Origin of the sequence: Streptomyces megasporus, from assembly GCF_000718985.1 — a bacterium.
Lineage (GTDB): Bacteria > Actinomycetota > Actinomycetes > Streptomycetales > Streptomycetaceae > Streptomyces > Streptomyces megasporus.
Map to the genome: position 1 here is coordinate 22,731 of NZ_JODL01000023.1, position 13,622 is coordinate 36,352.

The following is a 13,622-nucleotide window of genomic DNA, read 5'->3' on the forward strand; positions in this document are numbered from 1 at the left end:
TGAAGACGCCGATTTGGCTGGGGGCACCCCCGCCGGGGGGTTCTCGGTACGGCCGGCGGTGCCGGTGAGGGCACCTCCCGCCGCGAAGCGGAAGGGGGGATGCCGGCGCTGCACTCCGGCCGAGGTGGTGTCCTTCCCGAGGAACCCGGTGTCGTCGATGATGAGGACCCCGCCGTCCTCGTCGAGATTGCCGGCGACGTACCTCCTGTGGCTCGTCGCGGATGTCGCCGGACTCCCACATCTGCTCGGTGGCGCGGTGATCAGCTCGGCGAACCGCCGCGGGCTCGGCCCGGTGAACGGGGCTGTCCAGAGCGACTCCGACGCCGAGATCACACCAACCACGGCAAGATCGTCCCACCCGCGACCAGCAGTCACGGGACAACGCTTCGTCGGTTGCATCGTGGAGACGCCCCCGGTCGCTCGGCAGGAGGTGCGACCGCTGGGCCGGACCGAGGTGCGGATGCCGCTCAAGGCGGCCCGCCCCCACCGGCTGTACGCCCTGTGGCTGCTGCTCGTCTCCACCGGCCTGTGCCGAGGGGAAGCGCTCGCCCTCACCTGGGACGACATCGGCCCCGACCGGCGACGGCTTCGAGTGCGCCGCAACCTCCGGCGCATCAAGAAGGAGCCGGTTTTCGGCACCCCGAAAACCGCTCGCTCCCAACGCACCATCTCGCTGCCCCGGCGGTGCGTGGACGCGCTCAGGGAACACCGGGCGGCCCAGCGCACCGAGCGGGCCGTCGCCGGGATGAAGTGGGACCCGCTCCCGTACCAGCCGAGCGGGTTGGTCTTCACGACGCCCACCGGGCGGCCGACCGATCCGCGGAGCCTGAACCGGATGCTCACCGTGCTCTGCCGCACCGCGAATGTGCGCAGGTGCGGGTGCACGATCGCCGGCACACCTGCGTCTCACTCCTGCCGGCTCAAGGGCTGGGCGCCCGGACCATCATGGAGACGCTGGGTCACAGCACGATCACCATGACGCTGGACACCTACGCGCACGTGATGGAGACGACGCTCAAGGCCGCGGCCGAGCGGATGGAGGATGCGTTGGGTCCGGAGGACGGGGGAGCGAGGGGCGGAGCCGCCCGGCCGCCCGAGTGACCCCGGTTGATGTCAGCCGCTGATGTCAGAGGCCCCCTGGGATCATCCCAGGGGGCCTCTGACCAGTGTCGGGACGGCGGGATTTGAACCCACGACCCCTTGACCCCCAGTCAAGTGCGCTACCAAGCTGCGCCACGTCCCGGTGCTCTCCCGGCTCGGGGTTTCCCCTCGCCGTTCGCGCACAGAAACCATACCGCACTTCGGAGGGTGCTCGCGCACACCGGGTTACGGGAGGAAGTATTCGTTCAAACGTTCGGTCTGCTCGTGGTGAGGGTATGACCGCGGCCGTCGAGGTCCTCCGCGGGACGGGCGGCGTCGGAAGGGGGCGTCCCGTGGGGCGTCGGCGTGAAAACGGCTCCGACCTGCGTGAACGTGTCATCCGGGTTTGTCCGGCCTCCAGAGGGAAACGCGGTTTGTCCGGCCGTTGGTCCCAAGGACTGGAGTCACACGTGAGCCGTTCCCGGATTGTGATCGTCGGAGCAGGGTTCGCCGGTTATCAGACGGCCAGGACGCTGTCGCGGAAGCTCCGCGGGGCGGCCGAGATCGTGCTGGTGAATCCCAACGACTACTTCCTGTATCTACCGCTGCTGCCGGAGGTGTCGGCCGGCGTCCTGGAGCCCCGCCGGGTCTCGGTGTCGCTGGCCGGGACGTTGCCGAAGGTGCGCCTGGTGCTGGGAGAGGTCCACTCGGTGGACCTCGACGGGCGCTCCGTCGCCTACACCGACCCCGACGGGCGCGAGCGGCAGATGGCCTACGACCGGCTGGTCCTCACCGTCGGAAGTGTGAACAAGCTGCTGCCCATTCCCGGCGTGGCCGAGCACGCGCGCGGCTTCCGGGGCATGCCGGAGGCGCTGTTCCTGCGGGACCACATCAGCCGGGAGATCGCGCTCGCCACCGAGGAGGAGGACCCGCGGGAGCGCCAGGCGCGCTGCACCTTCGTGGTCGTCGGCGCGGGCTACACCGGTACCGAGGTGGCCGCGCACGGCAAGATGTTCACCGATTCGCTCGCCCGCCAGCACGCCCGCGGCGTCGGGGGCCTGCGGGCCGACGCCCGACCCCGCTGGATCCTGATGGACATCGCGGACCGGGTGTTGCCCGGTCTGGACGAGAAGTTGGCGCGGACCGCGCACCGGGTGTTGGTCAAGCGCGGGGTGGACGTGCGGACCAACACCTCGGTGAAGGAGGCCACCGAGGACGGGGTGCTCCTGAACACCGGGGAGTTCATCCCCACCCGTTCGTTGATCTGGTGCGTCGGGGTGCGGCCCGACCCGCTGGTGCAGAACCTCGGGCTGCCCACCGAGAGGGGACGGCTGCTGGTCGACGAGTACCTGAACGTCCCCGGCCACCCGGACGTGTTCGCCTGCGGTGACGCCGCCGCGGTGCCGGACCTGACCAAGCCGGGGCAGTACACGGCGATGACCGCCCAGCACGCGCACCGGCAGGGCAAGACGGCCGCCAACAACGTCATGGCCTCCTACGGCATCGGCACCCGCCGCCCGTACAAGCACAGCGACCTGGGTTTCGTGGTCGACCTCGGCGGGCTGCAGGCGGCGGCCAACCCCTTCGGCATCCAACTGGCGGGCCCGGTCGCCAATCTCGTCACCCGCGGCTACCACCTCGCCGCGATGCCGGGGAACCGTGTTCGGGTGCTCGCCGACTGGGCGCTGGACGCCGTGCTGCGGCGGCAGGCCGTCCAGTTCGGCGTGCTGCACCCCTGGTCGGTGCCGCTGGACACCTCCTCGCCCGAGAAGGCCCGGCTGCACGGTGGGCCGGAGAGCAGCCCGTCGGCCGCCTGAGCCGAGTCCTGAACCGAGTCGGGACGGCCGTGCGTCGGTCGGGTGCCGGGGAGGGCTACGGGCCCTCCCCGGCACCTCGCGACACCGTCTGCCCGTAGGGGCCGACCGGCTCGCGGTGCCACCAGGCGCCCGTGGCCCTCCGCTCCCGCCGGGTGGTGAAGCGGTAGCGGTACAGCAGAGCGCGCACATGGCGGGGCGGATCGACGGGGAAGGGATTGACGCGCAGCAGACGCAGCGTGTCCGGATCGTTCTCCACCAGCTTCCGCAGCAGCCGGGTGAACCAGGGGGCCGCGTAGGAGGGCGAGAGCGCGGCGAACCACATCAGCCAGTCCAGACGCAGGTGGTACGGCGCGTACTGTCGGGGCAGCCGGCGCACGTCCCCCGGCTTGCCCTTGAACTCGTACTCCCGCCACCGCGTCTCCTCGGTGACGTGCTCCTCGTCGGTGCCCTCGATCACCACCTCGTGACGCAGCCGGGTCACACTGCCGAAGGCGCCGTAGGTGTTGACCAGGTGGAGGGGGTTGAAGGAGCGGTTCATCTCCTGGCGACTCGAGACCAGGTTGCGCACCGGCCACCAACTGAGCACCGCCACCAGTGCCGAGACCCCGATGACGGCGGCGACGAACCACGGCGGCACCTGACCGTACTCCCGGGTGCCCGCGACGGGGGAACCGTCCACGGCGGACAGGGCGAGCACGATCGTGAGCCAGTTGAGCCAGGAGAAGTTGCCGGACGCCACCAGCCACAACTGGGTGACGATCATGATCAGCGCGGCGACGGTCGCGACCGGCTGCGGGGCGAACAGCAGGAAGGGGAGGCCGAGCTGGGTGACGTGGTTCGCCGCGGCCTCCACCCGGTGCAGCGGCTTGGGCAGGTGGTGGAAGAACCAGCTCAACGGTCCCGGCATCGGCTGGGTCTCGTGGTGGTGGTAGAGGCAGGTCAGCCGGCGCCAGCAGGGGTCGCCGCGCCACTTGATCAGCCCCGCGCCGAACTCCACCCGGAACAGCAGCCACCGCATCAGCAGGAGCACCAGCATCGGCGGGGCCACGTCCTCGTTGCCCAGGAAGATCGCGAGGAAGCCCGCCTCCAGCAGCAGCGACTCCCAGCCGAAGGCGTACCAGGTCTGTCCGACGTTGACGATCGACAGGTAGAGCGCCCACAGCAGCGCCCACATCAGCATGGACACGAACAGGGGCACCCGATCGGCGGCGCCCAGCAGCACCGCCGCCGACAGTGCCGCGCCGCCCCAGGCCACGGTCGCGAAGAGACGGTCGGAGTAGCGCAGGTGGAACAGGCCGGGGGAGGCGCGGAAGGGGGTGCGGCGCAGGAAGTCCGGCACCGGTGTCAGACCGCGCTCGCCGATCAACGCCCGGAACTGCAGGGCCGCCGAGACGAACGCGACGAGGTAGATCGCCGCCAGAGCCCGCTGGAGGACCAGCCGGCTCAGCCAGTACTCGGGTGCCTCGAACCACTCCATGGCGGACATGGGTACCACCCGGCGACACCGTCATGCGACGGCACCGGGTGGCACCGCGGGGCCGTCCGGGTGGGCGCGACCGGTGGGTTCCCGCCGGTCGCCGACGCGCCTGCGGTCGCGGACCGCCGCGGAACCCTAGCGTGACCTCATGCGCGTACTGGTGACCGGAGGAGCGGGCTTCATCGGCTCGCACGTCGTCGACGCCCTGCGCACGGCGGGGCACGAACCCGTCGTGCTCGACACCGCCCCCGCCGACCCGGGCATCCTCGGCGACGTCCGCGACGCGGAGACGGTGGCACGGGCCCTGCGCGGGGTGGACGCGGTCTGCCACCAGGCCGCGATGGTCGGCCTGGGCAAGGGCGTCGCCGACGCCCCCGCGTACGTGGGCGTCAACGATCTGGGCACCGCCGTGCTGTTGGCGGAGGCGGCCCGGGCGGGCGTGCGGCGCCTGGTGCTGGCCGGGTCGATGGTGGTCTACGGCGAGGGACGGTACGTCTGCGCCCGCCACGGGACCTGGACGCCGGCCGCTTCGAACCGCCCTGCCCACACTGCGGCGCGGCCCTGGAGCCCGGCCTGGTCGACGAGGACGCCCCGGCCGATCCGCGCAACGTCTACGCCACGACCAAACTGGCGCAGGAACACCTGGCGGCGGCCTGGGCCCGCTCGACCGGCGGACGGGTGATCAGCCTGCGCTACCACAACGTCTACGGCGACGGGATGCCGCGCGACACCCCCTACGCCGGGGTGGCCTCCTTCTTCCGCTCCGCCCTGGAGCGGGGCGAGCCCCCGCGGGTCTTCGAGGACGGCGCGCAGCGTCGGGACTTCGTCCACGTCGTGGACGTCGCGGCGGCCAACGTGGCGGCCCTCGAGGCGCTCGACGAGCGACCGGAGGGGACCTCGCGCGCGTACAACACCGGCAGCGGCGAGCCCCACACCGTCGGCGAGATGGCCCGCGCGCTGGCGGCGGCCTTCGGCGGGCCCGAACCGGTGGTGACGGGGGAGTACCGGCTGGGCGACGTCCGGCACATCACCGCCTCCTCCGAGCGGCTCCGCCGCGAGCTGGGCTGGAAACCGACGGTGGGATTCACCGAGGGAATGGCCCGCTTCGCGCAGGAGCGGCTGAGGGAGCCGCCGAGAGCGGCCGGGCCGGGCGCCGGGGGAGGCGCTGCCGGCGGGGCGATCCCGAAGGGCGACGAAGGGCGGCGGGAACGCGCGGACGCCGCCGGTGGGGCCTTCGGAGGCGGGTGGCCGCGTTCCCCGGAGCGCCTGCCCGACAGACCGCTTCCGTTCTCGTAGGTGAGGGAGATGACCGACCCCACACTCCTTCGCGGGGAGATCGTGCTGCCCTGCCTGAACGAGGCCCGGGCCCTGCCCTGGGTGCTGTCCCGGATCCCGGACGGCTGGCGCGCCGTCGTGGTCGACAACGGTTCGACGGACGGTTCGGCGGAGATCGCGCGGAAGCTCGGGGCCCGCGTGGTCCACGAACCGCGCCGCGGCTTCGGCGCCGCCTGCCACGCCGGGCTGCTCGCCGCCGAGGCGAAGATCGTCGCCTTCTGCGACTGCGACGCCTCCCTGGACCCCGCCGAAGCGGAGCGGATCGCCGCCCCCGTGCGGGAGGGCACGGCCGACCTCGTCCTGGCGCGCCGCCGCCCCACCGGGCGAGGCGCCTGGCCGCTGCACGCGCGGGTCGGCAACCGGGCCCTGGCCCGGATGGTGCGCCGCCGCACCGGGCTGCGCCTGCACGACCTGGGTCCGCTGCGGGCCGCGCGGCGCCGGGAGCTGCTGGAACTGGGACTGACCGACCGACGCAGCGGCTACCCGCTGCAGATGGTGGTCCGCGCGGCCGACGCCGGGTGGCGCGTGACGGAGACCGAGGTCGTCTACCGGCCGCGCACCGGACGCTCGAAGGTCACCGGCACCTGGCGCGGCACCTGGCAGGCCGTCAACGACATGCGGATGGTGCTGCGGTGAGCCCGTCGCGCGCCCCGGACGTCGGGGGAGCGGGGACCACGGCCCTGGTGATCGCCAAGGAACCGGTGCCGGGGCGGGTCAAGACCCGGCTCACCCCGCCCTTCACCCCCGTCGAGGCCGCCCGGCTGGCCGAGGCCGCACTCGTCGACACCCTGACGGCCGTGGCGGCGCTGCCCGTCCGGCGCCGGGTGCTGGTGCTCGACGGGCGGCCCGGCCCCTGGCTGCCGGACGGCTACGAGGTGCTGCCCCAGTGCGCGGGCGGGCTGGACGAGCGGATCGCCGGCGCCTTCGCGGCGTGCGACGGACCCGCCCTGCTGGTGGGCATGGACACCCCGCAACTCACCGCCGCCCCGCTCGCCCCGGTGCTCGCGCCGGACGGCTGGTCGGTGTGCGACGCCTGGTTCGGGCCCGCGGCCGACGGCGGCTTCTGGGCGCTGGGCCTGGCCGACCCCGACCCGGACCTGGTGCGCGGCGTGCCGATGTCCACCGAACACACCGGGGCCCGTCAGCGGCGCCGCCTGCTGGACGCCGGACTGACCGTCGGGGACCTGCCGGTGCTGCGGGACGTGGACACCGCCGAGGACGCGGCCGAGATCGCCGCGCGCACCGACGGCCGCTTCGCCGCCGAACACGCCCGACTGCGACAGACGGTGCTCCGGTGACGGCCTCGTCCGCCCCGGCCCCCGGCACGAGATCCGCGGACCGCGCGGAACCGGCGGAGGCCGGACGTCCCGCGGACCACCTCTCCTGGTGCGCCGACCCCTACGCCCGCGCCCTCCGCACCGGCCGCGGCCCCCTCTTCCTGCGTCGCACGGACGGCCGGCTGCTGCCCCTGGAGGTCGAGCGCTGGTGCGCCGGCGCGGACGAGGCCGACCGGACGGTGCTGCGGCGCTGCACCGGCGCCGTCCTCGACATCGGCTGCGGACCCGGCCGCATGGTCGCCGCCCTGACCGCGCCGGGCAGGACCGTCCTGGGCATCGACCCCGCGCCGGCCGCCGTCGCCCGCACCCGCGACCTGGGCGGGGCCGCGCTGTGCCGCTCGGTGTTCGACCCGCTCCCGGGCGAGGGGCGCTGGGACAGTGCCCTGCTGCTCGACGGAAACATCGGAATAGGCGGCGACCCGGCCGCCCTGCTGGCCAGGGTGGGCCGACTCCTCGCCCCGGACGGAGTGCTGCTGGCCGAGGCGGCGCCGGCCGAGGTCGAGGAGCGGATGGAGGTGCGGTTGGACGACGGCCGCGGCGACACGGACCCCGACCGGCACGGCCCCTTCTTCCCCTGGTCCCGGCTGGGCCGGACGGCCCTGCGCGCACGGGCGGAGGCGGAGGGGTGGACGGTGGCGGAGGAGTGGGACGCCCGCGGGCGCTTCTTCCTCGCCCTGCGGCCCGGCCGCGATGCGCGGACCGTGCGGGGCGCGGCGGAAGCGGAGCGGCGGATTCGAGGACGAGGACGGGGAGGAGACGGGGGACACGGCGTCACCAGCCGGTGATGAACAGGTGGTTGACGGCCAGTGCCGACGCCGCCTGGGCGCCGAGCCACCAGCGGCGGCCCCGCTCGGGCAGCAGCGCGGCGGCGGGCAGCAGCCACAGCGTGAACGGCAGCCAGATGCGCTCGGTCTCGGCCTTGCTCATCCCCGACAGGTCCGCGACCAGCACGGCGCACAGCACGCCCGCCAACAGCACCACCAGGGCGCCGCGCCGCACCTCCGCCGCCCGCCGCAACCCGGCCACCGTGGCCGCCCCCACCACCGCGACCTGCGCGGCGAGGTTGGCCCACACGTAGTACGAGTACGGCCGCACCCCCGCCGCGCCCTGGTAGTAGCGCTCGACCAGCGTGGTGTAGCCCTCGTACCACCAGAACCCGGCCGCGGTGAACACCACCACCCAGGGCACCGTCCCCAGCAGGACGTACGGCACCGGCCGCGCGGTGCGGGCCACGACCAGCACGGCCACCGCGGGCAATACCATCAGCGTCAGCCCGTAGGAGAGGTAGAACGTCCAGCCCAGCAGCAGGCCCGAGCCCAGCGCGACGGCGCGCGGCGCCCGCACGGCGCGGCCGGCCGACAGCGCCAGCAGGGCGACGGCCCAGGCGGCGACGGCGGCGAAGTACCCGTCGGCCGAGACGCCCACCCAGATCGCGGCCGGGGCCAGGACGAGGAAGGGCGCCGCCCGCCGCGCGGTCCCCTCGCCGCACAGCGTCCGCAGCGTCACCAGCACCGCCACCGTGGCCGAGGTGCCGACGGTGACGCACCAGGCCGCCGCCCAGCCGCCGCCCGCCAGGCCGATCCGGTCCAGCCCGACGAAGGTCAGCAGCGCGCCCGGCGGGTGCCCGGCGACGTGGGCGGGCCAGTTGTCGGGGGCGTCCAGGAGGATGTGGTCGGTGAAGGTGCGCAGGGTGGCCCCGATGTCGTGGACGTCGTCGACCGACCGCAGGTACTCGTGCTTCGACGTCAACTGCCCCGCGACCCCGTGCCGCCAGCCGTCGACGAGCGCCAGCGACCACGTCCAGGCCATCGCCCCGCCCCAGGCGACGAGGAGCAGCCGCCGCCAGGGCAGCCGGTGGGCCAGCGGCGGGCCGTACGCGACGGCCAGGGCGGCGAACGTCAGGGCCGCGGGGGTGCCCGGCCCGACGTGGGGCTCCCAGCGCGCGTACAGCGGAGGCCAGCGCAGCAGCAGCGTGTCGGCGGTGTGGAGGAGGTGGCCGACGAGGGCCGCGACGGCGAACAGGGCGAGGGCCGCGCCGACCGCGCACAGGTCCCGGCGCGTCCGTCGGGCGGGGTGTGGAGGGGGATCGGAGTGCGGGCTCGGAACCGGGGCATCAGGCGGGGGAGTGTGTTCTCGGTGGAGGGGGGAAGCGCTCACTCGCCTCACGCTAGGCGGGGCCGGCGCGCCCGGTGGCGCGGCGCGAGCGGGTGTCACCGGGCCGCCGGACCCCCACCCGGCGGTGGCGGTCGGCGTCGTCGTTGACCGGAGAACGCCCGAACCGTAAGTTGCCTGGAGAAAGCGCTTACTGCGACGAGGGGACGGACATCCGCATGCCGCTGACCGATCTTCCGCTGGAAGAACTGCGCGCCTACCGGCCCGAGGTGGCCGAACCCGAGGACTTCGACGCCTTCTGGTCCAAGACCCTCACCGCGGCCCGGTCCGCGACCTTCGGCCCGGCGGAGTACCGGCGGATCGAGGACGCCCCGTTGCACACCGTGGAGGTGTACGACGCGCGCTTCCCCGGCTGGGACGGCCAACCCGTCGCGGCCTGGCTGATCCTGCCGCGCGGCGCGCGCCGGCCGCTGCCCGCCGTGGTCAACTACATCGGCTACAGCGGCGGACGCGGCCTGTACATCGAGCACCTGCTGTGGAGCGCGGCCGGTTACGCCACCCTCGTCGTCGACAGTCGGGGCCAGGGCCACGACACCCCCGACCCGGATCCGGCGACCACCCCGCAGTACGTCGGCGGCTTCATGACCCGCGGCCTGGACGACCCCGCCCACCACTACTACCGGCGGCTGATGACCGATTGCGTGCGCGCGGTGGACGCGGTGCGCGAGCACCCGGCGGTGGACCCGGAGCGGGTGGTGGTCGCCGGCGGCAGCCAGGGCGGCGGACTGGCCCTGGCGGTGGCCGGGCTGGTCCCGGAGAAAGTGGCGGCGGCGCTGGTGGACGTGCCGTTCCTGTGCCACTTCCGGCGCGGCGCCGAACTGGCCTCGGTCGGGCCCTACCCGGAGATCGCCCACTATCTGGGCGTCCACAAGCGCGTCGACCCCGACGCCGTCTTCGCCACCCTGAACTACTTCGACGGGCTGCACTTCGCGCGCCGCGCCACGGCCCCCGCCCTGTTCAGCGTCGCCCTGATGGACCCGGTCTGCCCGCCGTCGACGGTCTTCGCCGCCTACCACCGCTACGCGGGGGAGGGCAAGGACATCCGCGTGTGGCACTTCGGCGACCACGCCGGAGGCCGCTCCTCGCAGCAGCACGAGCAGTTGCTGTGGCTGCGCGAGCGCGGCCTGGCCCCCGAGACGGCCGGGTGATCGGATCGGGGCGCGACACGACGGAGGCGCCGCGCGCCGCGGGAGACATCCGGGGTCCGGGCGGGTGCGCGGGCCGGTCGGCCCGGATCACCCGACGTTCCCGCGGCGGCCGGCGAGGATCGCGGTGATCTCGTCGGACGCCCGGCGCGCCGCGGTGCGCGGATCGGCTCCCCGGAGCACCGCCGTCTGGTAGCGCTTGATCGGGTTGTCCTCCTCCAACTCGCCCCAGCGGGGCGAGTTGGGGGTGGCGTGCCCGTTCCGGGCGCCCTCGGCCATCGCCGCGGCGCCGGGGTCGTCCTCCAGCGCGTCGGCCAGTTCGGTGCTGTTGGGCACCACGCTCATCGTCCGCGCCAACTCCCGCTGCCACTTCTCGCCGGTCAGCAGTTTGACGAAGGCGTACGCCGCGTCCTGCTCGTCCGCCCGCTCGGGGATGATCAGCACCGAGCCGCCGGTGAAGACCGCGCCCGGGGTGCCCTTCCGCTTGCCGGGGATGGGGAAGAAGCCGAGTTTTCCGGCCAGCTCGGGGTTGGCCTCGACGATCAGCTCCGCCGCGCCGGGCACGTCGATGAGCTGTGCCGTCTCGCTCTCGGCGAAGACGCCGCGCTGCTCGGTGTGGGCCTCGTCGGAGTCGACGGGGCCCCGACCGTGGGACTGGAGCTCCCGGTAGAACTCCATCCCGCGCAGGGCCTCGGGGGTGTGGAGCGCCCCGGTCCACTGACCGCTGCGTTCGACGGCGAGGTCGCCGCCCTCGTCCCAGACGAAGCCCGCCAGGACGTACCAGTTCTGTCCCGGCAGGTAGATGCCCTGTTGTCCGGGGCGGTCGAGCCGGTCGGTGATCTCGATCCACTCCTCGCGGGTGGTGGGCAAGGAGGTGATCCCGGCGCGTTCGAAGAGGTCCTTGCGGTAGACGACGACACGGTTGGCGGCGTAGAAGGGGACGCCGTACTGGTACCCGTCGATCTTCCCGGGCTCCTCCAGGCCGGGGAGCCAGTGGTCGCCGCCGAGGTCGGTGACCTCGACGGTGAGGTTCCTGACGCCGCCCGCCGCCACGTACCGGGCGACCTGGGTGTTGCCCACCTCGATCACGTCCGGGGGGTCGTCGGAGGCGAGGGCGGCGGTGACCTTCTCCTGGATGCCCGGCCAGTCCTGGACGGTGACCTCCACCTCCACGCCGGGGTTCGACGATGCGAAGTCCCGGACGAGGGCGTCGGCGAGCTCGTCGGAGAGGCTGCCCCGCATCAGCCAGACATCCAGGGTGTCGGTCTCCTCGTCGACGTCCCCGAGGACGCCGCAGCCACCGAGCAGCAGAAGGGCCGACAGTGCGGAGACGAGCGGCCTGACGCGATGACGGACGGACATGGTGGATCCCCGAGTGAGATGGCCTGTAGGGCTGGGTGTGGGGGCCCGAACAGAATTGGCTCGGATCAACAGCAGGTCAAGGTCTAGACCTGAATGGGGAGGGCTTAACCGGTTCTCATCTCGGATCGTGACCATGGGGTGACCGGGGAGTGATCGAAGCGTGGCGATTGAGAGCGCTTTCGGTGTGCGCCGGGCGCATGGCGTGGGATGTGCCGAGACGAACGAAGTGCTCCTGGTGTTTAATTGCAAGTCGTTCGCAACAACGGTGCGTCGGTGACAGGGATGTGGAGCATGACAGTCCGAGCGCTACGAGCCATGGCGACCGCCGTGACGGCCGGCGCGCTGCTGGCGGGCACGGCCGCCTGCTCGGCGCCCTCCGAGGGAGATACCGCGTCCGGGGCGGGGGACACCCTGGTGGTGGGCATAGCCCAGGAGCCCGACACCCTCAACCCCCTGCTGGGCTACGGCAAGGACGGCAACTCCAAGGTCTTCGACGGACTGCTGCGGCACGACGCCGACATGGAGCTGCGGCCCGCCCTCGCCGCGGAACTCCCCGAGGTCGGCAACGGCGGCAGAACGTACACCTACACCCTCCGCGAAGGGGTGACCTTCAGCGACGGCACCCCCTTCGACGCCGAGGACGTGGTCTTCACCTACGAGACCATCCTCGACGAGAAGACCAACAACCCCTCCAAGGGCGAACTCGACGCACTCGCCGACGTCACCGCCGAGGACGACCACACCGTCGTCTTCGAGCTGAAGTACCCCTACGCCGCCTTCGCCGAGCGCACCGTGCTGCCCATCGTCTCCAAGGAGGCGTTCGAGGGGCAGGACGTCAACGCCGGCTCCCACAACACCGAACCGGTCGGCACCGGCCCGTACGTCCTCACCGGCTGGAGCAAGGGGGAGAAGCTCGTCTTCGAGGCCAACCCCGACTACTGGGGCGGCGCGCCGAAGGTGCGGAAGCTCACCATGGCGATCATCAAGGACGACGACATCCGCGCCACCCGCCTGCGCTCCGGCGAACTCGACGCCGCGATCCTGCCGCCCGTCCTGGCCGACACCTTCGCCAAGGACGGACGGGAGGCCGGCAAGCGCGTGATACGGGCGAAGACCGCCGACTTCCGCGCCGTCACCCTCCCCACCGCCAACCCCGTCACCGGCGACCGCGCCGTCCGCCGCGCCCTCGACATCGCCGTGGACCGCGAGGCCATCGTGAAGAGCGTCCTGAACGGTGCCGGACGGGCCGCGTACGGGCCCGTCCCCACCGACAGTCCCTGGTTCGCGAAGGGCACCGAACGCCGCCACGATCCCGAACGGGCGAAGGAGATCCTCGACGAGGCCGGCTGGAAGCCCGGCCAGGACGGGGTGCGCCGCAAGGACGGCCGCCGCGCCGCCTTCACCCTCTGGTACCCCTCCGGCGACCGGCTCCGCCAGGAACACGCCCTCGCCTACGCCGCCGACGCCAAGAAGATCGGCATCGACATCACCGTCGAGTCCGGCACCTGGGAGGTCATCGAGCCGCGCATGGAGGACGACGCCGTCCTCTCCGGCGGCGGCAGCCCGGCCGACCCCGACTTCGACCTCTACTCGCTGCTGCACTCCTCCCTCGCCCTGGACGGCTTCAACAACATGGCCGCCTACGACAACCCGGCCGTCGACCGGGCTCTGGAGGAGGGCCGCCGCGCGGGCGACCGCGACGACCGGGCCGAGGCCTACGCCACCGTCCAGCGCGAACTGGCCGAGAACCCCGGTTACACCTTCCTCACCCACGTCGACCACGTGTACGTGATGGACGACGCCTGGGAGGACATCACCACCCAGGTCGAGCCCCACGACCACGGCTTCGGCACCGGTCCCTGGTGGAACGTCGAGGACTGGCGGCCCAAGCGGTGAC

11 protein-coding genes, 1 tRNA gene and 1 pseudogene are annotated in these 13,622 nt (G+C 73.0%); 9 read left to right on the forward strand and 4 right to left on the reverse strand.

From position 1 onward, the window contains the following. The first annotated feature begins 400 nt into the window (after positions 1 to 400). Together IF47_RS28000 and IF47_RS31945 are read left to right on the forward strand one after the other, a co-directional pair. Entirely contained in the window at positions 401 to 979 is a 579-nt protein-coding gene (locus IF47_RS28000; RefSeq protein ID WP_245641169.1) for a site-specific integrase, read from the forward strand. Beyond that, complete coding sequence (locus tag IF47_RS31945; protein ID WP_281179523.1) at positions 976 to 1,101, forward strand: hypothetical protein; 126 nt, start codon at positions 976 to 978, stop codon at positions 1,099 to 1,101. Before IF47_RS28000 ends, IF47_RS31945 begins: the two co-directional genes overlap by 4 nt. Before the next feature lie 68 nt (positions 1,102 to 1,169). On the opposite strand, the gene IF47_RS0119015 is transcribed toward IF47_RS31945, so the two are convergent. After that, positions 1,170 to 1,243 (reverse strand) — tRNA-Pro (locus IF47_RS0119015). Positions 1,244 to 1,550: 307 nt separating this feature from the next. On the opposite strand from IF47_RS0119015, the gene IF47_RS0119020 reads away from it, so the two are divergent. Further along, positions 1,551 to 2,897 carry an NAD(P)/FAD-dependent oxidoreductase gene (locus tag IF47_RS0119020; protein ID WP_037732948.1) on the forward strand — a complete coding sequence of 449 codons (1,347 nt, stop codon included), beginning with the start codon at positions 1,551 to 1,553 and terminating at the stop codon, positions 2,895 to 2,897. Between the two features lie 55 nt (positions 2,898 to 2,952). Here IF47_RS0119020 and IF47_RS0119025 read toward each other — a convergent pair whose 3' ends face one another. Then, positions 2,953 to 4,374 (reverse strand): lipase maturation factor family protein, encoded by a 1,422-nt coding sequence (locus tag IF47_RS0119025; protein ID WP_031510057.1) that lies wholly within the window; start codon positions 4,372 to 4,374, stop codon positions 2,953 to 2,955. Positions 4,375 to 4,522: 148 nt separating this feature from the next. Here IF47_RS0119025 and IF47_RS28005 point away from each other — a divergent pair. The 4 genes and pseudogenes from IF47_RS28005 to IF47_RS29640 all read left to right on the forward strand — a co-directional run. Further along, a pseudogene (locus IF47_RS28005) lies at positions 4,523 to 5,505 on the forward strand (NAD-dependent epimerase/dehydratase family protein); the annotation flags it as partial. Positions 5,506 to 5,679: 174 nt separating this feature from the next. Further along, positions 5,680 to 6,345 carry a glycosyltransferase family 2 protein gene (locus IF47_RS0119035; RefSeq protein ID WP_031510058.1) on the forward strand — a complete coding sequence of 222 codons (666 nt, stop codon included), beginning with the start codon at positions 5,680 to 5,682 and terminating at the stop codon, positions 6,343 to 6,345. Next, positions 6,342 to 7,007 carry a TIGR04282 family arsenosugar biosynthesis glycosyltransferase gene (locus IF47_RS31650; protein ID WP_037732951.1) on the forward strand — a complete coding sequence of 222 codons (666 nt, stop codon included), beginning with the start codon at positions 6,342 to 6,344 and terminating at the stop codon, positions 7,005 to 7,007. Before IF47_RS0119035 ends, IF47_RS31650 begins: the two co-directional genes overlap by 4 nt. Beyond that, positions 7,004 to 7,831 carry a methyltransferase domain-containing protein gene (locus tag IF47_RS29640; RefSeq protein ID WP_245641170.1) on the forward strand — a complete coding sequence of 276 codons (828 nt, stop codon included), beginning with the start codon at positions 7,004 to 7,006 and terminating at the stop codon, positions 7,829 to 7,831. Before IF47_RS31650 ends, IF47_RS29640 begins: the two co-directional genes overlap by 4 nt. Here the strand turns inward: IF47_RS29640 and IF47_RS0119050 are convergent. After that, positions 7,818 to 9,203, reverse strand: a complete 1,386-nt coding sequence (locus IF47_RS0119050; protein ID WP_051717884.1) for a hypothetical protein — start codon at positions 9,201 to 9,203, stop codon at positions 7,818 to 7,820. The two genes, IF47_RS29640 and IF47_RS0119050, sit on opposite strands and share 14 nt — an antisense overlap. A gap of 173 nt (positions 9,204 to 9,376) precedes the next feature. On the opposite strand from IF47_RS0119050, the gene IF47_RS0119055 reads away from it, so the two are divergent. Further along, positions 9,377 to 10,366 (forward strand): acetylxylan esterase, encoded by a 990-nt coding sequence (locus tag IF47_RS0119055; protein ID WP_031510063.1) that lies wholly within the window; start codon positions 9,377 to 9,379, stop codon positions 10,364 to 10,366. A gap of 87 nt (positions 10,367 to 10,453) precedes the next feature. Here the strand turns inward: IF47_RS0119055 and IF47_RS0119060 are convergent, their stop codons facing one another. Next, positions 10,454 to 11,725, reverse strand: a complete 1,272-nt coding sequence (locus IF47_RS0119060) for an extracellular solute-binding protein (RefSeq protein WP_031510064.1) — start codon at positions 11,723 to 11,725, stop codon at positions 10,454 to 10,456. Between the two features lie 291 nt (positions 11,726 to 12,016). On the opposite strand from IF47_RS0119060, the gene IF47_RS0119065 reads away from it, so the two are divergent. After that, positions 12,017 to 13,621, forward strand: coding sequence for an ABC transporter substrate-binding protein (locus IF47_RS0119065; RefSeq protein WP_031510065.1), 1,605 nt, complete (start codon positions 12,017 to 12,019; stop codon positions 13,619 to 13,621). The last annotated feature ends 1 nt before the right edge of the window (position 13,622 follow it).

Coding starts and splice junctions, on each gene's coding strand:
- IF47_RS31945 (WP_281179523.1), top strand. CDS start 976: ATGACGCTGGACACCTACGCGCACGTGATGGAGACGACGCTCAAGGCC.
- IF47_RS0119055 (WP_031510063.1), top strand. CDS start 9,377: ATGCCGCTGACCGATCTTCCGCTGGAAGAACTGCGCGCCTACCGGCCC.
- IF47_RS0119035 (WP_031510058.1), top strand. CDS start 5,680: ATGACCGACCCCACACTCCTTCGCGGGGAGATCGTGCTGCCCTGCCTG.
- IF47_RS0119025 (WP_031510057.1), bottom strand. CDS start 4,374: ATGGAGTGGTTCGAGGCACCCGAGTACTGGCTGAGCCGGCTGGTCCTC.
- IF47_RS0119060 (WP_031510064.1), bottom strand. CDS start 11,725: ATGTCCGTCCGTCATCGCGTCAGGCCGCTCGTCTCCGCACTGTCGGCC.
- IF47_RS0119065 (WP_031510065.1), top strand. CDS start 12,017: ATGACAGTCCGAGCGCTACGAGCCATGGCGACCGCCGTGACGGCCGGC.